Genomic DNA, 17,854 nt, shown 5'->3' with positions numbered 1-17,854 from the left:
CGGTCGCACACGATGTGCGACCGGCCCACCTCGTCGCCGAGGTGGTTTCATGGTCCGGTGACGGTTGACGAGCTGGCCCGGCCGGTCTCCCGCCGGGTGCTGGGCACCGAGACGCTGCTCGTGCTCGGCCTCTCCCTCGGCCAGTCGGCCGTGTACGCCCTGGTCTCGCTGGTCGCCAAGCTCACCGCGTCGGGCGGGCTGTCGAAGCAGACCGCCGCGCTGAACACCTCCGCGTCCGCCCGGCCCTACCTCGACCTCGCCTACCAGCTGCTCGGGATCGTCTTCGCGCTGCTGCCGGTGCTGCTCGCCGTACACCTGCTGGCGCGCGACCCCGGCGACCCGGCGCGGACGCTCGGCGTCGACCTCCACCGGCCCGGCTCCGACCTGGTCCGCGGCGCGGGCCTGGCGGCACTCATCGGACTGCCCGGCCTGGCGCTGTTCTGGGTGGCGGCGCAGCTCGGCATCAACGCCACCCTCGTCCCGGCCGCCCTGCCGGACCTCTGGTGGGCGGTGCCGGTGCTGATCCTCGCCGCCGTGCAGAACGCCGTGCAGGAGGAGGTGATCGTGGTCGGCTATCTGATCACCCGGCTGCGGCAGCTCAACTGGCGGCTCGGCGCGGTGCTCGCCACCAGCGCGGTGCTGCGCGGCTCGTATCACCTCTACCAGGGCTTCGGCGCGTTCGTCGGAAACGCGGTGATGGGGCTGATCTTCGGATGGTTCTACCTGCGTACGCGCCGGGTGGCCCCGCTGATCGTCGCGCACACCCTGCTCGACGTGGTCGCCTTCGTCGGCTACGCGCTGCTGCCGAGGTCCTGGTTCGGCTGGCTCTGAGCGTTGTGCCAGGTCGGCGAGGTGGCGGGTGATGCCGCCACCTCGCCGGGCCGATGTCGATCAGGCGCGGGTGGGCCGATACCGGGCGACCGCCCGGGCGGCGAGCCGCTCGGCGGCGGCCGTCCCGCCGGTCGCGGCCGCCAGCGCCGCCGCGCCCGGCAGCAACCGGGCGGCCAGCCGCAGCCCGAGCCACCCGCCCGCCTGCGCGGCCACCGGCGTGGCCAGCCGCCAGGCCGCCTCGGCCACCCGCCCCCACGGCCCGTCCGCCGGCTCGTCGGCCGCCCGGGCCGCCGCCAGCGCCGCCCGCGCCGTGCCGTCGTCCGGGTGCACCGACGTCAGCACCAGCAGCTCGGCCGCCCGGTCCGGATGCGCCGGCTCCCGCCCGTAGGCGGCGGCCAGGTGCAGCACCAGATTCGCCTGGGTCCAGAGCACGGCGGTCAGCTCCGCGACCGGCGCGAACAGCCCGGCGCCTGCCGCCAACGCGCCGCCCGTGCCGGCCATCCGGACGAACCGCCGGGTCGCCAGCCGGGCCACCCCGTCCGCGTCCGCCTGCGGGTAGGCCCGGCGGACCTGCTCCACCCAGTCCCGGGCACGCGGACCGAGGGCGTCCACCGCGGCCAGGGCCAGCAACTCCGGCGCGAATCCGGGATGGTCGCGCAACCTCGGCCCCACCGTCCGCCAGCCCTCCACCGCGGTACGCGCCACCGCCGCCGACCCGCCGGCCGGCCCGGTGCTCCGCGCACCCGTGACCGCCGGGGTCGGCTGCGCGACGTCTCCACCGACGCGCTCCGGCCCGGCGGTGTCCGCGCCCGATTCGGCGTCCGGCGCGACGTCCGCGGCGGCCTGTTCGGCGGTGCGCTTCGTCGGGCTGCTCCGCGCCGCCGGGGCGGCCTTGGTGGTCCGGCGGGCCCGCGCGGGGCGGGACGTGGTCCCCGATTCCTCGGCCGTGACCGGCCGGGCGTCGTCGGGCCGCGGCCCGGCCGTGGACGGTTCGGTCCCGGCCGGGGCGGTGAACTCGGGCGCGCCGGAGGTCTTCCGGCTCGCGCCGGCCGCCTTCCGGGCGGCGGGCGCCGCCTTCTTGGCGGCCGGGGCGGTCCTCTTCCCGGCCGGGGTGACCTCCACAGCGGCAGCGGTCCTGTCCTCGGTGGCGGGCGTCGCGGTGGAGGCGCGTCGCGCCCGCTTCGGCGTCCCCTTCGCGACCGGGGCCGTCCCGGTCGCCGTGGCCCCGACCGGGGACTCCCCGGACGTCGTACTCCCGGCGGGAACCTCGCCCGGCGTGGCGCCGCCGGCCACCGGCGGCTGAGCGGGCACCACCGGCTCGCCGGGGCGCCCGGCCGGCGGCGTACCGGTGTCGTCCGGCTCGGCAGCGGCCCCGCCGGGACGCGTGCCCGGCCCGGTGTCGCCCGGTTCGGCGGCGGCCCCGCCGGGACGCGAGGCCGGATCGGGCCCGGACGGGGCGTCGCCGGCGCGTGGACGAGGGGTTGGCGGCGGCTCGGTGACCGGGGCCGGCGGCTGGAAGACGACGGTCGGCGGGGTCCGACGCGATCGCCCGCGCGGTGGTGTGTCCTCCGTCGCCTCCACCGGAGCGGGCTCCGGTGCCGGTGGCGGACTGAAGGCCGGTCGGGGGGAGCGGCTGCGCCGGGCCGGGGCGGCGGGCTCGCGACGGGGCGGATCGCTCGGCGGATGCTCCTGCATATCGATGGAGCGTAGCCGTGGAGGTGATCTGGCACACGGTGGAAACACGGTGGCCGGGGCGCGTACCGGTAGTCGCTTTGCTCCGGGCGGGTGGGGACCTGTATTCTCGGGCGCGGTGACCTCCGGGCCACCAGGGAGACTTCGCCTAGTCTGGTCTATGGCGCCGCACTGCTAATGCGGTTGGGGTCTTAAAGCCCCTCCCGGGTTCGAATCCCGGAGTCTCCGCGCGAAAGCCGGGTGTGTAGACTGGCCGAGCACCGGGCGCCCGTAGCTCAATGGATAGAGCATCTGACTACGGATCAGAAGGTTAGGGGTTCGAGTCCCTTCGGGCGCACAAGAGATCAAGGCCGTGACCTGCTAGAACAGGGGTCACGGCCTTCTTCCTTCCCATTTCTTGACCGCCGGTCCCGTCTGCTGGGACGGTGGTGACCCAGCCCGAGCTTGGGATGACCACGCCGTCTGGACAACGTGCGCGTCGCAGCGAGCGACGCCAGACATTCAGGAGTGGGGCGACCGCTACCTGCTCGGCGACGGTTCGCTCACCGCCACCGCGACGGCCGCGTCGGCGGAGGCGCGCCGGGTCCACGCCCTCGTCGGGCGCCGGCTGCCCGAGCTGACCCTGGTGCGCCACGACGGCGTTCCCGTGCCGCCGACCACGCCCGAAGCGTGGACGATGCTCTACCTCTTCCCCGGCGCGTTCGCGCCCGGCACGCCCGGCCCGCCGCCGCACTGGGCGGACATCCCCGGCGCTCTCGGCTGCACCCAGCACCCAGCCACCGGATCAACTCGCCGCCTTCGCCGCGTACGCCGGGCTGCCGTTTCCGCTGCTTCCCGACGCCGACGGGCGGCTCGCCACGGCGCTGCTGCTGCCGACCTTCCGCGCCGCCGGCACCGACCGGTTCAAGCGCACCACGTCGCTGCTCGACCCGACCAGCACGGTACGTGCCGTCCAGTTTCCGGTGACCGATCCCGCCGCCTCGGTCAGCGAGATACTGCATCTGGTCCGGGAGCGCTGATCGGGAAGTTCGAAAGAGGTGACGGCTGATCGGGGCCCGCCGTGCGTACCGGTCCTGACCTGCGCGTGCGCCACCAGACGACGGCGGTGATGACCACGACGGTGAGAGTGGGGACGAGCAGGTACGGCGTCCCGGTTCCAGCCGAGCGGTCCTGCGTCGCGGTGCCCAGGTCGACGTGCAGGACCAGGGCGAGAAGGAAGGTGAACGTGTTGAGCGCGGCATGGAGCATGACCGCGATCTCGAGCCCGCCGGTGCGCCAGGTGATGACGGCCAGGCCGGTCGCGAGCGTGAAGTACCAGACGATGATGTACGGGTCCGTTGCGCCGTGCACGGCGGTGAACAGCAGGCTGGAGACCAGTACCCCGGCGACGAGTCCGGCCCGCCGGTTGCGGGTCCAGCTTCCGACGACGCGGAAGATCAGTCCGCGGACACCGTACTCCTCGCCCGCGGACTGCAGCGGGGTGAAGAGCACCGTGGCGACGAAGAGGGCGATGAGGTCGAAGTGCGACCACGGGAACTCGTCCCCGGGGGTGAGCGCGGGGACGGCATTCGCGACCAGCCAGGCGGGACCGAGGAACAGCAGCGACCTGCCGAGCAGGTCGAAGCGGAACCGGGAGGTCACGGAGTGCAGGGATGCGCCCGGTACGCCGTAGAGCCATCGCTGGATGACCATGCTCCACGGGATGAGCAGGCCGAGGGCGATCATCGAACTGGCGTGAGAGAGCGGTGTGTAGTCGGTGCCGCCCAGGATCGGCGGGGTCTTGCCCATCTGTACGTCGATGAGCGCGGCCGCCCTGCCGATGGCCGTCGGGAAGATGACGAGCCCCACTGCCAGCAGGAAGATCGCAAAGATTCCGCGCCCGATCCGGCGCTTGTCGCCGGCGAGGACCCGGTGGTACTCCACCGTGGCGGGAACCGACGGTCCGTCGCGGGGCTCGTCCGAGGTGGGCGGCAGCCAGCTGGGATTCTTGATCGTGGTCATGGCTTCCTCTGGTGGATGCGGCTATCTCCCGATGCGGTCGAGCATGCTGAAACGCAGGCGAAGTGCCCGCTCGATGCTTGCCAGAACGGCGCCGACCGCGAAGGCGAGATTGAGCCAGACGGGTAGGTGAATCGGTGACTGGAAGGTGCCGACGCGGTCGGCGACCGGGGAGATCTGCGATATCGGTTCCGCGAGTTGCAACAGGTTCAGGCCCACGCCGATCAGGAGCATCGATGCCGAGAGGAGAACGGACGCGCGGCTCAGCGCCGGGTGGTCACGTGCGAAGTGGGCACGACGTCCCTCGGCCGATTTCGGGTCGGGAACGAGTGGGTTCTCCATACCGGCGGCGGTGACGTAATGGCAGCGTTTGAGGCCGAACGCACTGTTTGCCACTTCGATGGTGCCGCCCTCGACGGGGAAGGCCGCCGGCAGCTTGGACTCGGCGTGGTGTCGGCCGTCGAGGTACAGGTGCGCCTTCACCTTGCCGCCGTCCGTATTGGTTCGGCGTGGAATGTCGACGGCATAGAGCGTCTGTCGGCCGTCCCGGTGGGTCAGTGGGAGGTAGAACAGGGCGCGGAAGGGCAACTGCCACCATCGCAGGCGTTTCAACGCTCGCCCGTCTCCGCTCGTGATGCGCCTGACTGCCCGCCGTCGCCGCCAGCCTTCGATCATGTCTGGTCCCCCGCCCTCACCGCCGCCGGTCACTAACACGCCGTACTAGTGACGACGCTAGCACGGCGTACTAGTACGATGTACTAGGAGGTGGCACGTGACACACGACCAGGCAGGTGCCGGCTCGCGGGAACGGATCCTCGCGGCCGCGGCGGCGATGTTCGCCGAAGATGTGACAACGACGCTGAGCGTGCGTGCGGTGGCGGCGCGGGCCGGGGTGAGCACCGGATCGCTGAGGTTCCACTTTCCGACCCAGCTCGCGCTGCGGGACGCCGTGCTCGCCAGGATCTACGGCGAGATGCTCCCGGACGACCCGATCCGGGACCGGTCGGCGCCCCCGCGGGACCGGCTCGTCAACTGTCTGCGGCAGGTGCTCGCCCCGGCCGGGGTCGGCGAGCAGGCGCGGGAGGCATGGACCAATGCGCATCGGGCGTATATCGCGCCCGATCCGACCGAGAAGGTGCGCGCCGCGTATTTCGCCGTGGAGCGGCAAGGTCAGCGCCGCGTCGAGTACTGGCTCGGCGTCCTCGCTGACGAGGGTGTGCTGCCCAAGGAGGATCACGGGCGCCGGGTGAGATTCCTGCTCACCGTCCTCAACGGGCTCTCGATCGAACGAGCCCTGCCCGCCGGTGACTCGATCTTGAAGGCGGAAACCGAAACTCTCTACATGGCCGTCGACTGCGTCCTCGGCAACCCGGCCGGGTAACTCCTGGCGGGCGGCTTCTCGTCGCCGCCCGAGAGTCGATCGTCGCCGTCGGAGGGCGCCTGCACCGGCCGGAAGGCGGCCGACGACTAGCAGGAACCGCTCCGCTCCCGAGGTGCGGGAGGCTTCCCGGCCGTGTCTCCGGACGGGCTGCTTGCGTCGGGTCGGCACGATGGCCCGGTGCGTCTCCCGACCAGGCCGTGGCGGTCGCCGGCCCTGACCACCCTCGGCTGCGTGCTCCTGCTGGTGGCCGGTGGTGCACTGCTCTGGCTGCCGTTCCACACCCAGAACGCGCTCGACGACTGGGCGGTCGACCTGCGGGCCCACGGTGTGCCGGCGCGGGCGCAGGTCCACGACCTGGTGACGAAGCGCGGCGGCACGTCGAAGACGATGCACTTCCGCTACGCGGTGGACGGCCGCACGTACGAGCGCGAGGTGGCCTGTGTCGAGGTGTGCCGGTCGATCGGTGACGAGGTGCCGATCTGGGTGAACCGGACCGACCCGGGCGACTTCGTCACCGACTTCGGCCAGTTGAGCGGACACCGGGGCCGGCTCCAGGGCGGGCTGGGCGCGGCGGGCTTCATGCTCCTCGTGGTCGCGATTCCGCTGACGTTGTCCCGGCTCCGGTTGCCGAGCCGGTTACGCCGGCGTACGCCACCGCGTCGGTCCGCCGCGCCCGTGCCGGGCGGCACCGTCCGCATCAGGCACAAGCGAAAGCGGCGACGCTGAGGATCGGGTGGTTACCAGCGGGCGGGGGACAGCAGGTCCAGGAGGCCGTGCGGGTAGAGGATCGCCTCGCCGCCGGCGAAGCGGCGCAGCGGCTGCCAGCTGACCGGGCTGCCCTCGTCCGCGACGATCCCGACGGCGTCTCGCTCGTAGATCGACGGGTCCGCCAGGTCGGCCGAGAAGACGAACACGATCTCGTGACCGGCGCGGCCGAACGCCGTGAAGATGTTCTCCAGCACGCCGAGCAGTTCCACCCCGGACAGCTCGACGGCCAGTTCCTCCCGCAGCTCCCGCCGCACGGCGTCGGCGGCCGACTCCCCGAACTCGACGCCACCGCCCAGCGGCCGGTAGAACGTCTCCCGCTTCGTCGCGTCGTGCGCCTCGAAGACCAGGAGGTCGTCCCCACGTCGCACCACGGCGACGGCCACGGCGCGAATGTGCCGCGGTGACGTCACGGCGTGACCTCCGCCAGCGTCGCGTCCGGCCCCGGGCGGAATCTTCGCGGCGGCCCCATGGCCCGCAACGCCGGCCGCAGGTCGCCGTCGGCGAACGCCACCAGCGCCGTCTTCGCGCCCATCACACCTCCCGGTCGGTCCCCGGACGATACCCGGCATTGATCATCGGGATACGCCCGTCGGACTGCGCCGGGGTCAGACCTTGCGGTAGCGCGCCTCGGTCACCGCGAACAGGCCGTAGGCCGTGAACCCGACCGCCACCACGAGCAGCAGCCAGGTGCCGTAGCTCTCGTCGGCGAGCGCGCGCAGCGCCGCGTCGAGCCCGCGCGCCTTCTCCGGGTCGTACCGCCAGGCGGCGACCACGAACAGGATGCCGGCGATCGCGTACGCCAGTCCCTTGGCCGTGAAGCCCACGGTGCCGAGCCGGGCCACCAGTCGTCGCGTCGCCGCCGCCATCCGGCCGACGTGCAGGTGCTTCTCGAAGCGTCTGGTGATCCCGACGATCGCCAGCCAGACGCCGATCCCCGCCAGGACCAGGCCCGCCGTGATGACGGCGACCCGGCCGGCGTCCGAGGCGAGCAGCCCCGCGGCGGCGTCCTGCTGGGTGTCGGCGCTGGACGACTTCTTGCCGCGCAGCACCTTGACGCCGCTGAAGGCGAGGTAGAGGTAGAACGCCGCCCGGCCGGCCGACGCCGCCCGCTCGCCCCACCGGCGCTCGCGGAAGATCTCCAGCACCTGCCAGAGCGCCATGGCCACCAACCCGACGACGATCGCCCCGATGAGCGCCGCGCCGAACGGTTCGTCGGCGATCTGCTGCATGGCGCCCGACTGGTCCCCGTCGGCGGCCGGGCCGCCGAGGGCGACCTTCATGATCACGTACGCGAAGAGCAGGTGCAGGATGCCGTAGCCGACGAAGCCGGCCCGGGTCAGGCGCTCCAGCCAGGAGTTGTCGGCGGCACGGGAGGCGGCTCCGCGCGTCCGCGCGGACAGCGATGACATGGACCGTCATTCACCGATCGCGGCTTCCGCCAAACCTTCGGCCCCCGGTGTGCGCGATGAAATGACCGCCTTCAACCCCTTGCCTCCCATTTATCGGGTGAATGAAATGAATGAGCGGCAAGTCGTGCTAAAGCCTTCGCCCCGGTGCGGAATCGATAGCTTTCCGTCAGTGAAGTTTCTATCCTTGAAGGATCCGATCGCCCGCAGCGAAAGGGGCGGCATGCCGCGCCGTTCGAGCCTCAGCTATCGAGATGCGTTACGACTGTTGGCTCCCGGCAGCACGCGCATCACCGAGACCGACAAGGTCGTCAACGCGGGAATCCTGGGCGCGGGTGCGCTCTCGCACGGTGCGGCGCTGGCCCTGCTCGGTCCGAAGAACGCGCTCATGCAGCTCGTCCGGGACGCCACCGGCAACCAGGCCGGCCGGATACGCGCCTCCGGCGGAAAGGCGTACTACGAACTGTTGGAGGCCAGCCACACGGTGCTGGCGCTCTCCGCGTTCTTCGACGGATTCCGGGACGAGGTCGGCCCGGGATTCGACCGGCTGGAACTGACCGACGCGGAAAAGGTCGCCATGGTGCCGGCCGAGCGACGTCGACACACCCTGCCCCAGGAAATCGACGCCGGATACTTTCCGCTGCCGTCGTCGGTGCACGGCATGGACGACACCCGGCGGGACGTCGAGGCGGCCTACGTCACCCTCTACGACGCCACCATCGCCTTCTGCGACGGTCTCGCCGCCTGGCCGGCGGTGCGGCGCGGGCTCGACCTCACCTCGCTGCGGTCCCGCGTGGTCGCCCGCAGCATGTGGCACTACGAGGACCGCTTCGACCGGCTCGCCACCGACCTGCCTGAGTTCGGGTTCCGGATGGTCCGGCAGGCGATCGAGCACAACCTGGTCGACAACCGGAAGCTGACCGCCGAGGTCGCCGAACGGCTGGACGCGCTGGCGGACCTGTCCCGCAACCTGGCCGGGCTGGCCGGCCCGGCCGCGCCCGAACCGGACCGGCTCCGGGAATCCCTCGACCGGCTCGCCGGCTCGCTGGGCGCGGTGTTCCGGCAGCCGCTGCTGCGGATCAAGGACATCGACTTCCACCTGCGACTGCCCACCGTGGAGCGGGGGTTCATCAGCCCCGACTTCCGGGTCGCGGAATACGACAAGCGCGCCGCGCCGGAGCGGGAGCGCTGGTGGGAGGAGCAGCCGCGCAGCGGCGACCTGGTCGGGTTCCTCTCCGACTACCTGACCGACCCGGCGAGCCTGCACCGTCCGCTGCTGGTCCTCGGTCAGCCCGGCGCCGGCAAGACGCTGCTGACCCGGGTGATCGCGGCCCGGCTGCCGGCGAACCGGTTCACCGCCATCGTCGTACCGCTGCGCCGGATGTCCGGGGACACCTCGCCGACCGAGCAGATCGAGTCGGCGATCGAGCAGCTGATGGACGAGCGCATCCGGTGGGCGGACCTGCGCCGCGCCACGAGCACCACCACGGTCGTGGTCGTCTTCGACGGGTTCGACGAACTCGTCCAGGTCACCGGCACCGCCCACTCCCAGTACATCGACCGGGTGGCCGAGTTCCAGGAGGCCCAGTGGGACCTGGGCTACTCGGTCATCCCGGTGATCACCTCACGGATGCTGGTGATGGACCGGGCCAGCGTGCCCCAGGGCACCGTGCTGGTCCGGCTGGAGGACCTGACCGACGCGCAGGTGACGACCTGGGTGTCGGCCGTCAACGGCGCCAACGAGGACCGGTCCGGCTACCGTCGCCTGTCCGCCCGCGACCTGCTGTCGCACGGCGAGCTGGCCCGGCAGCCGCTGCTGCTCACCCTGCTGGCCATCTACTACGACGAGCACCGGGTGGAAGGGCCTCCCGACCTGGGCATCTCCCGGTCCGACCTGTTCACCGGCCTGCTCACCGCCTTCATCCGGCGGCAGATCGGCGAGAAGGCGCCGGGTGACCTGTCGCAACGCGAGCGGGAGGCCCGGGAACACCGACTGCGGCGCGACCTGGCGATCACCGCGTTCGCCATGTTCAACCGCAACCGGGAACTGGTGAACCGGGCCGCGCTCCGCGACGACCTGGGCTGCTTCGGCTCCGGCTCCGGAGACGGCACCCGGTTCGAGCTCGGCGACGTGCTAGGGCCGGAGCAACTGGTCACCGCCGCCTTCTTCGTCGTGTACGGCCCGGACGACCTCCAGGGCGAGGACGCCCGGCGGACCTACGAGTTCCTGCACGCGACGATCGGCGACTTCCTGATCGCGGAATACGTGATCGGGTCGCTGCGGGAACTGGCCGAGCTGCGGCGGCGCACCCGCACCCCGGCCGGCTTCGGCTACCAGCTGGACACCGGCCAGTTCCGCGCCCTGCTCTCCCACCAGCCCCTGGTGAAACGGGAGGCCGTGGTCGGGTTCGCCCGGGAACTCAGCGCCCGGCACCCGGAGGAGCGTGGCGCGATCATCGAGACCGTCGCCGAGCTGCTGGCCGAGGCGCGGCAGCGGGGCAACGTCGCCGGGGTGGACGGCTACCGGCCGTCCCCCTACGACCCGGTGCGGCTGCTCGCCGCGTACACCGCCAACCTGGTCGCGCTGGCCGCGCTGGTGTCGCCCGACGGCGTACGGCACACCGACCTGATGGACGACGAGACCTGGGTCTCCACGGTGCGGCTGTGGCGGGCCGGGCTCGACGAGAAGGGCCAGCTCGCCATGATCAGCTGGCTGGGGCGGGACGCCGACGGCCGGATCACCGCGGAACGGCGGCGCGAACGCCGGGGCGAGACCGTGAGCGTGGCCGCCGAGGAGGCTCGGCTGCTCGGCGACATCACCACGTACGGCCAGTTGCAGGCCGGCGCGCGGACGTGGCGCGGCCGGCAGCCGGACAGCTTCGAGGCCGGCCGGTTCCACGCGGACCTGGTGTCGCTGGCCACCCGGCGCTGGCCGGTGCCGTCGTTGCACCAGCTCATCCTCTACGACGAGCGCAGCTACCGGCGGCTGTGGGAACGGGCCGTCGAATCGCCCGGGGCGGTGTCCAGCACCAGCGCCACGGTGCTGCTGGAATGCCTCGCCGAGGACGGCGCGCAGTTGCCCCGCGAGGTGGTCTGCGGGTTGACCCGGGTGGCGCTGGACCGACTGCCCCGGTCGGTGACCGCGCCTCCGGAGCTGATCATCTCGTGCCCGTACCTCATCGACGAGTTTCCCGAGCTGCTCGACTCGATCGGCACGCCGGAGGACCACGCCGTCCTGCACGCGCTGATCCTCCGGCACGGGCTCGGCCGGCTGCCGGCGGAGTACGTGCCCCGGGTGCGGGCGGTGCTCGCCGACATCGAGGGGCGGCTCGCCGAGCTGCCCCTGGAGGACGGGGTGGTCTCCGCCGAGATGGCCGAGCAGTTCGCCGCCGCGCGGGTCGACAACCGCACCGCGCTGTGGTTGCTGATGGCGCTGAGCGAGTACGCCGACCTGGCCTGGCGGAAAATTCGGCCCGGCACCATGGCCACCCTGCTCGCGCACCGGCTGCCCGACGAGTTCCTCGATGAGACGAGCCTGTGCCGGCTGCTCCTGGACTACCTGCGGGCACACGGCCGGGTGCCCGCCGACGTCACGCTGACGGCCGCCCTCGACACGCTGCGCGTCCTCGCCGCGACCGATCAGGGCCCGGCCGTCGATGCGGTCTGACCGCGCGCCCGGCCGGCCCGCCACCCCCCGCCGCCACCACCGTCCCGGAGGCCCGGTTGTCGCACCCGCCCACGCACCGCGAGCACATCGTCCGATCCGGAAGGCGCAGCCTGGCCGTCGACGTCGCCGGCGCGGAGCGCGGCTGGCCGGTCTTCCTGATGCACGGCACTCCGGGCAGCCGCAACGGGCCGCGCCCGCGGTCCAGTGTGCTCTACCGGCTCGGCGTCCGGCTGATCTCCTACGACCGGCCCGGCTACGGCGGCTCCAGCCGGCTGCCGGGCCGCCGGGTGGCCGACGCCGCCGCCGACGTCACCGCCATCGCCGACGACCTGGGCCTGGACGAGTTCTCGGTGGTCGGCCGCTCCGGGGGCGGCCCGCACGCCCTGGCCTGCGCGGCGCTGCTGCCGGAGCGGGTACGGCGCACCGCCGTGCTGGTCGGGCTCGCCCCGGCCGGCGCGACCGGACTGGACTGGTTCGGCGGCATGACGGAGGCGAACGTCCGCGACTACGGGACCGCCGAGCACGACGAGGTGGTCCTCGCCGAGCAGTTGCGCCTGCGGGCGGAGCGGACAATCGACGACCCGGGTTCGTTGCTGGCGCTGCTGGTCGAGCAGATGACCGAGGCCGACCGTCGGGTGGTGGCCGGGGTGCCGATCCGCCGGCAGTTGACCGACGCCTACGCCGAGGCGCTGCGGCGAGGGCCGGACGGTTGGATCGACGACGTCCTCGCGCTGCGCGCCGACTGGGGCATCTCGCTGGCGGAGATCCGGATGCCGGTACGGCTGTGGCACGGCGCCGACGACAACTTCGCCCCGGCCAGCCACACCCGGTGGCTGGCCGGTCGGATCCCCGGCGCGCAACTGCACGTGCAGCACCGCAGCGCGCACTTCGGCGCGGTCGAGGTGCTGCCGGAGATGTTGGCCTGGCTGACCCGCCCGTCGGAGCGGACCCCGGTCAGATCGGATGCGGGTCGATGATCCGCCGCTGGAACCGGTGCTGGCGGAGCGCCTCGACCGCCGGATGGTGCTCGCCCAGCCGGCGGGCGAGCTTGTCGGCGACCGTCTCGATCTCGGCCCGCCGGCCGGATTCCATCCGCTCCCGCATCAGCACCAGGTTGGCCCGGCAGCGCAGCGCGTTCGGATGCTCCGGTTCGAGCACGTGGTCGAGACCGTCGGAGGCACGCTGCAACAGGTCCAGCGCGGCCCGGTCCGCCGTCTCCCGGCCCTCCGGCGGGTCCGGCTGCTCGGCGAGACAGATGGCCTGGTTCATCCAGCCGGAGAGGGGGTACGGGTGCGCGTCGCCGAGCACGGCGGCGAGCGCGTCCGCCGAGCTGCCGGCGAGCTGCCGGGCCTCGACGAAGTCCCCGGCGCGACGGGCGACCATCGCCAGGTTGACCTGGCAGACCAGCGTCAACGGGTGCTCGGGGCCGAGGTTGCGCCGGTAGATGCGGTGCACCTCGGTGAGTTCCCGGCTGGCCCGCTGGTGGAGGTCGACGGTGAGCAGGTTGATCGACAGGCTCAGCCGGCAGGTGAGGGTCTCCGGGTTGTCCGGCCCGAACCGTTCGGTCAGCAGCTCGTAGGCGGCCTCGAGCAGCTTGCCCGCCTCGACCGCGTACCCGGCCGCGCGCAGCGACACCGCCAGGTTCGTCTGCGTCCGCAGGGTGATCAGGTGTTCGGCGCCGGCGGTGTGCAGCAGGTCCCGGTGGACCGCCCGCAGCCGGGCGATCGACTGCTCGTAGTCGCCTGCGTCGCGCATGTCGATGCCGACGTACGCGGACGAGGCCAGCGTGTCCGGGTGGGTCTCGGTGAGGGTGCCGCGACGCCCCTCCAGCACCATCTCGTCGTTCTTGCGCGCCTCCCGGAAATTGCCCATCAGACGCTGGGTGCTGGCGAGGTTGTTCAGGGCGGCGAGGGTACGCGGATGGTCCTCGGCGAACAGTCGCTTCCAGGCGTTGAAGGTGACCTCGTCGAGGCGCAGCGCCTCGCTGTACATGCCCATGCCCCGCAGGTCGCGCGCCAACCCGCCCGCCGTCATCAGGGTGTGCGGGTGGTCGTCGCCGAGCAGTTCCCGCTGGGCCGCGAGCACCTTCTCGTCCAGCGCCCGGGAATCCTTGAACTGCCCCAGGAAGGCGAGGATGTTGGCGAGGTTGAACTGCAGGTGCAGCAACTGCCGGCGCAGGTCCTCCCGCGCCCGCTCGTCGGTCTCCTTCGCCAGCATTGCCTTCCAGGTCCGGACGACCTCCTCGCCGAGCCGGCGGCCGGTCTCCAGGTCGCCCCGCAACTGCAGGTAGCGGACCCGGTCGATCATCAGCGCCCGCACCTCGACCTTCCGGCTGAGCGCCGCCTTCGACGGCTCCAGGTGCGGCCAGATCACCCGGAACTTGGGCCAGTTCACCGGGTCGTCGACCTCGCCCTCGGGCCGGAAGGCGGCCAGCACGAGGTGGACCTGGGCGCGCGCCTCGTCGAGTTCCTCCTCCGTCATCCGGGACCGGACGGCGTGCTGGAGCAGGCGGTGCATGAGCACGAGCCCGCCCCGGCTCCGCTCGCCGCCGGACGGGTTGTCGGCCCGCAGGTCGACCCGGACCAGGGCGAGCCGGTTGGCCTGCTGCACCAACTGCTGGCGGACCAGGCGCTCCTTCGCCTGCGGGTGGAACGGCACCAGCGCCTCGGCGAACTTGTTGCTGTAGACCAGATCGGCGGAGATCTCCGGCGCGAACACCGAGCAGAGCTGGAGCACCCGGTAGGCCGCCGGGTTCCGGGTGCGCAGGTGGTTGAGGGACAACTCCCAGGTGGCCTCCACCGAGACGTTGCTGTTCGGCTCCATCACCGCGCCCGGACCGAAGCGGGCGATCTCGGTGAGGTAGCTGTCGACCGAGTGGCCGGTGTCGGCCAGCCAGGCCGCCGCGGCGGTGACCGCGATCGGCAGGTCGCCCAGCAGGGAGGCGATCTTGTCGGCCTGGTCCGGCCGCATGTTCGGCACCCGCTCGGTGAGGTGCTGGATGCTCTCCGCCCGCTTGAACACGTCGACCTGCACGGTGGTGGCCCGCTCGACCCACTGGAGGTTCCGGGACGTGATCAGGACGTGGCCCTTGCCGTCCGGCACGTAGGGCAGCACGCCCTCGACCTCGTCGGCGTTGTCCATGATGAGCAGCCACCGCAGGTCGGTGTGGCGCAACGCCTGGAGGACCAGCCGGGCGTTCTCCCGGTTCGACTCCGACGCCTGCACGCCCAGATAGGGCGCCAGGTCGCCGATCGCGGACTCGATGAACGGCACCTGGTCGGCGTCGACCCACCACACCATGTCGTACGCGGCGCGGTAGCGGTGGGCGTACTCCAACGCCAGTTGGCTCTTGCCGATGCCGCCCATGCCCTGCAACGCCACCGGTCCGGTGCCGGCCAGCACCACCTTCGGGCTGCTGCGCAGCAGCGTCCGCAGCTCCCGCAGGTCCGCCTCCCGGCCGGTGAAGCGCTTGTTCCGGCCCGGCACCTCGAAGACGCTGTTGTCCCGGCCGGGGAACCGAGGGCCGGTCGGCAGCTCGACGTCGGCACTCGCGCCCTCCCGCCCGACGAGGCGCAGGATGCGGGCGGCCGCGGTCCGGGCCTCCAGCCCGGCCACCGAGACGCTGTGCGCCGCCGGCACGTTGGCGAGCCGCCGCACGTCCGCGACGTAGACGACCAGCGGCACCTGGTCGGGCGAGCGGTCCGGCGCGGCGAGCACGGCCTCCTCGGTGGCGTTGGCCTCCGAGACGATGATCAGCTCCCGGGCCGTACGGGGCGCCTCGTCGTCGGCGAACCAGGGGTCGGTCACCCGGACATCGGCCGAGGCGAGCAGGTTGCCGATCCACTCCGCCCACACCCGGTCGTACGGGTCGTGCCGCAGCAGGATCTCGTTCTCCACCGAGGTGGACGTGCGGGTGAACCGGGCGTTGACCCGGTCGCGCACGGCGCCGCTCATCGGGGGCAGCGACTCCACCTCGCCCCGGGTGATCTCCCGGGCCAGCACCTCGTACGCCGACAGCAGCGAACCGTTGACGCCGGGCTGGTCGGCGAAGGTCGCCAGCAACTCCTCGTACGCGTAGTAGGCCTGGTAGGGGACCTGCATCCGGGCCCAGTAGCGGTCGCGTTCGGCCTCGCTCATCCCGCTCGGCAGGCCGCTGAAGCGCTGCCGGGCCACGGCCCGCCCGGTGTCCGCCTTGATCTTCTCGGCCGGGTCGATCCGCATCGGCACGGGCAGCACCCGGATCCGCCGCGAGCCGTAGCGGTGCTCGACCAGTCGGGCCACCTTGGCCGCCCCGGTGATGCCCTGCTCGCTCAGGGTGAAGCAGGTGACGAGCACGTCCGGGAGTTGGATGGTGCAGATGTCGGCGACGTCGGAGAAGCCGGTGCGGCTGTCGATCAGGACGTAGTCGTAGTTGCGCTTCATGTCGGCGCGCAGCGCGTCGAAGAAGTGGCCGCCGCCCTGCCGCTCGTAGAACTCGTCCCAGTTCATCCCGGCCAGCGCGCCGGCGTAGTCGTTGTTCTGCTGGCCCGCCGAGAGGAAGTCGAGCGTGCCGTCACCGGGGAAGTTCGACCAGTTCAGCGAGAACGAGTACTTGTGCACGCGGGCGTACTGCTCGTGCCAGCGGTCGTCGCCCTTGTCCTGCGTGGTGGTGGTCGCCCACTCGTACTCCCGGATCAGGTCGATCACCCCGCCGGTGCTCTCCAGCGCGTCGCGGTCGATGAACGGCGCGAAGAAGCGCGCCAGCCCGGGGGATTCCAGGTCCCAGTCGACGGCCAGGACCCGCTTGCCGTTGGCGGCGAGGATCCACGCCACGTTGGCCAGGGCCATGGTCCGGCCGGTGCCGCCCTTGTAGGAGTAGAAGGTGACGACCTGTCCCTCGGGTCGGGTCATGGCTCCACTCCTTCGTCGGACGGCGGGTTCTCCCAGAGCCGGGGTTTGCTGATCGGCCGTCCCGGCGGCGGGTAGGCCGGTCGCGCGTCCAGGTAGCGGCGTCGCATCCGGTCGACCAGGCCGTGCACCCCGGCCCGCCAGTCGTCGTACGTGGTGACTGCCAGCGGCCGGGCCGTCGGGGGGAACATCGCCACCGCCCGGTCGAGCAGCACCGTGGCGTGGGAGCGGCGACCGGGCGCCGAGTCGTCGATGAGCACCACCACCCCCACCCAGCTGTGCAGGCAGCCGACGGCCGCGCGGACCGCCTCCGTGCCGTCCGGCGTCTCGACCACCCGCGGGTCGACCATCAGGACACCCGGGCAGCCGCGGAACAGGCCCTCGTCCGGCGCGAAGTCCTGGACGTCGATGGGCATCCGCAGCCGCTGAACCGCGTCGGTCACGTCGTCGACCACCGGCGGTCGGTCGCGGAACGGTCGCCACCGACCGGCGTGCGTGTCGGGCCGCCCGTTGAGCCGGCCCGCCTCCGGCGGCTGGCCGGGGGCGATGACCACGGCCAGGAAGGGCACCTCGCTGGTCGGGGACGAGGGCACGTCGGTCGGCCCGGTCGGCGGCTCGGCCGGTTGCAGCGGGGTCTGTTCGGCGGTGTCGACGATGTGCTGGGCCAGCCGGCCCAGGACCTCCTGGTAGTCGCGCTGGAAGATCTGCAGGCGGCAGAGCGCGCTCATCCCGTTGGCGGCGTAGGCCTCCACGTCGGCGGCCATGGCCAGCGCCCGGGCCTGGTCGGTCGCGTGGACGGCGGCGGGTGACGGGGTCCACAGCACGGGCAGGATGTTGTCCCCGTCGGCGGGCCGGCCGGCCCGCAGCAGCCGTTGCCGGAACCACTCCCGCTCCCGGCGCGAGTCGTCCCGGTTGAGGTAGTCCGGTGAGTAGAGCGGGACGAACACCTCGGCCTCGGCGAGCGCCACGCGCTTCTGTTCCGCCCGGTCCTCGGACAGCCGGACGGTGAAGTCGGCGAAGCCCCGCCGGCGCAGTCGCGCACCCGGGCGCCCGTCGATGGCGAGGTTGAGATCGTGGTAGAAGCGGCGGACCCAGTGGTCGCCGAGGGTGCGGTCGCTGTGTGTCGGCGGGGGGACGTAGCTGAGGAAGAAGTAGCGTGCGCCGGCGAGGACGGGCCTCTCAGGACTCACGTCGGCACGACCCGTCCAGCGTGGACGGAACCTC

Annotated in this window: 13 protein-coding genes and 2 tRNA genes; 7 read left to right on the top strand and 8 right to left on the bottom strand. The window is 72.3% G+C overall.

What is annotated here, in order from left to right:
• Window positions 1-57: 57 nt before the first annotated feature.
• Window positions 58-831, top strand: coding sequence for a CPBP family intramembrane glutamic endopeptidase (locus O7600_RS17760; protein WP_281588791.1), 774 nt, complete (start codon window positions 58-60; stop codon window positions 829-831).
• 60 nt (window positions 832-891) lie between these two features.
• On the opposite strand, the gene O7600_RS17755 is transcribed toward O7600_RS17760, so the two are convergent.
• Window positions 892-1,953: a hypothetical protein gene (locus O7600_RS17755; RefSeq protein WP_281588789.1), complete on the bottom strand. Its 1,062-nt coding sequence runs from the start codon at window positions 1,951-1,953 to the stop codon at window positions 892-894.
• 707 nt (window positions 1,954-2,660) lie between these two features.
• Here O7600_RS17755 and O7600_RS17750 point away from each other — a divergent pair.
• Both O7600_RS17750 and O7600_RS17745 read left to right on the top strand, forming a co-directional pair.
• Window positions 2,661-2,751 (top strand) — tRNA-Ser (locus O7600_RS17750).
• Window positions 2,752-2,787: 36 nt separating this feature from the next.
• Window positions 2,788-2,860, top strand: a tRNA-Arg gene (locus O7600_RS17745).
• Between the two features lie 647 nt (window positions 2,861-3,507).
• Here the strand turns inward: O7600_RS17745 and O7600_RS17740 are convergent.
• Both O7600_RS17740 and O7600_RS17735 read right to left on the bottom strand, forming a co-directional pair.
• A complete protein-coding gene (locus tag O7600_RS17740) occupies window positions 3,508-4,524 on the bottom strand; it encodes a CPBP family intramembrane glutamic endopeptidase (protein WP_281588787.1) in 1,017 nt (338 codons plus the stop codon).
• 21 nt (window positions 4,525-4,545) lie between these two features.
• Window positions 4,546-5,196, bottom strand: coding sequence for a hypothetical protein (locus O7600_RS17735; protein ID WP_281588784.1), 651 nt, complete (start codon window positions 5,194-5,196; stop codon window positions 4,546-4,548).
• A 97-nt stretch (window positions 5,197-5,293) separates the two neighbouring features.
• Here O7600_RS17735 and O7600_RS17730 point away from each other — a divergent pair, with 97 nt between their 5' ends.
• Entirely contained in the window at window positions 5,294-5,902 is a 609-nt protein-coding gene (locus O7600_RS17730) for a TetR/AcrR family transcriptional regulator (RefSeq protein WP_281588782.1), read from the top strand.
• 177 nt (window positions 5,903-6,079) lie between these two features.
• Window positions 6,080-6,628 (top strand): DUF3592 domain-containing protein, encoded by a 549-nt coding sequence (locus tag O7600_RS17725; RefSeq protein WP_281588780.1) that lies wholly within the window; start codon window positions 6,080-6,082, stop codon window positions 6,626-6,628.
• Window positions 6,629-6,639: 11 nt separating this feature from the next.
• On the opposite strand, the gene O7600_RS17720 is transcribed toward O7600_RS17725, so the two are convergent.
• From O7600_RS17720 to O7600_RS17710, 3 genes are all read right to left on the bottom strand, one after another.
• The gene (locus tag O7600_RS17720; protein ID WP_281588778.1) at window positions 6,640-7,080 is read right to left on the bottom strand and encodes an NUDIX domain-containing protein; all 441 of its coding nucleotides are present in this window, start codon (window positions 7,078-7,080) and stop codon (window positions 6,640-6,642) included.
• Window positions 7,077-7,202 carry a hypothetical protein gene (locus O7600_RS17715; protein WP_281588776.1) on the bottom strand — a complete coding sequence of 42 codons (126 nt, stop codon included), beginning with the start codon at window positions 7,200-7,202 and terminating at the stop codon, window positions 7,077-7,079. Before O7600_RS17715 ends, O7600_RS17720 begins: the two co-directional genes overlap by 4 nt.
• 73 nt (window positions 7,203-7,275) lie before the next feature.
• On the bottom strand, window positions 7,276-8,079 hold the full coding sequence (locus O7600_RS17710) for a DUF1206 domain-containing protein (RefSeq protein ID WP_281588774.1): 804 nt from the start codon (window positions 8,077-8,079) through the stop codon (window positions 7,276-7,278).
• 265 nt (window positions 8,080-8,344) lie between these two features.
• Here O7600_RS17710 and O7600_RS17705 point away from each other — a divergent pair, with 265 nt between their 5' ends.
• Window positions 8,345-11,743 (top strand): AAA family ATPase, encoded by a 3,399-nt coding sequence (locus O7600_RS17705; RefSeq protein WP_281588772.1) that lies wholly within the window; start codon window positions 8,345-8,347, stop codon window positions 11,741-11,743.
• 56 nt (window positions 11,744-11,799) lie between these two features.
• A complete protein-coding gene (locus O7600_RS17700) occupies window positions 11,800-12,720 on the top strand; it encodes an alpha/beta hydrolase (protein ID WP_281588770.1) in 921 nt (306 codons plus the stop codon).
• Here O7600_RS17700 and fxsT read toward each other — a convergent pair.
• Together fxsT and O7600_RS17690 are read right to left on the bottom strand one after the other, a co-directional pair.
• On the bottom strand, window positions 12,698-16,633 hold the full coding sequence (fxsT, locus tag O7600_RS17695) for an FxSxx-COOH system tetratricopeptide repeat protein (RefSeq protein WP_281588768.1): 3,936 nt from the start codon (window positions 16,631-16,633) through the stop codon (window positions 12,698-12,700). The two genes, O7600_RS17700 and fxsT, sit on opposite strands and share 23 nt — an antisense overlap.
• The gene (locus tag O7600_RS17690; RefSeq protein ID WP_281588766.1) at window positions 16,630-17,820 is read right to left on the bottom strand and encodes a TIR-like protein FxsC; all 1,191 of its coding nucleotides are present in this window, start codon (window positions 17,818-17,820) and stop codon (window positions 16,630-16,632) included. Before O7600_RS17690 ends, fxsT begins: the two co-directional genes overlap by 4 nt.
• Window positions 17,821-17,854 lie beyond the last annotated feature (34 nt).

The sequence above is a fragment of the Micromonospora sp. WMMA1998 genome, from assembly GCF_027497375.1.
Lineage (GTDB): Bacteria > Actinomycetota > Actinomycetes > Mycobacteriales > Micromonosporaceae > Micromonospora > Micromonospora sediminicola.
Note: the sequence above shows the minus strand (reverse complement) of the source record. Positions and strands in the feature narration are given on the sequence as shown.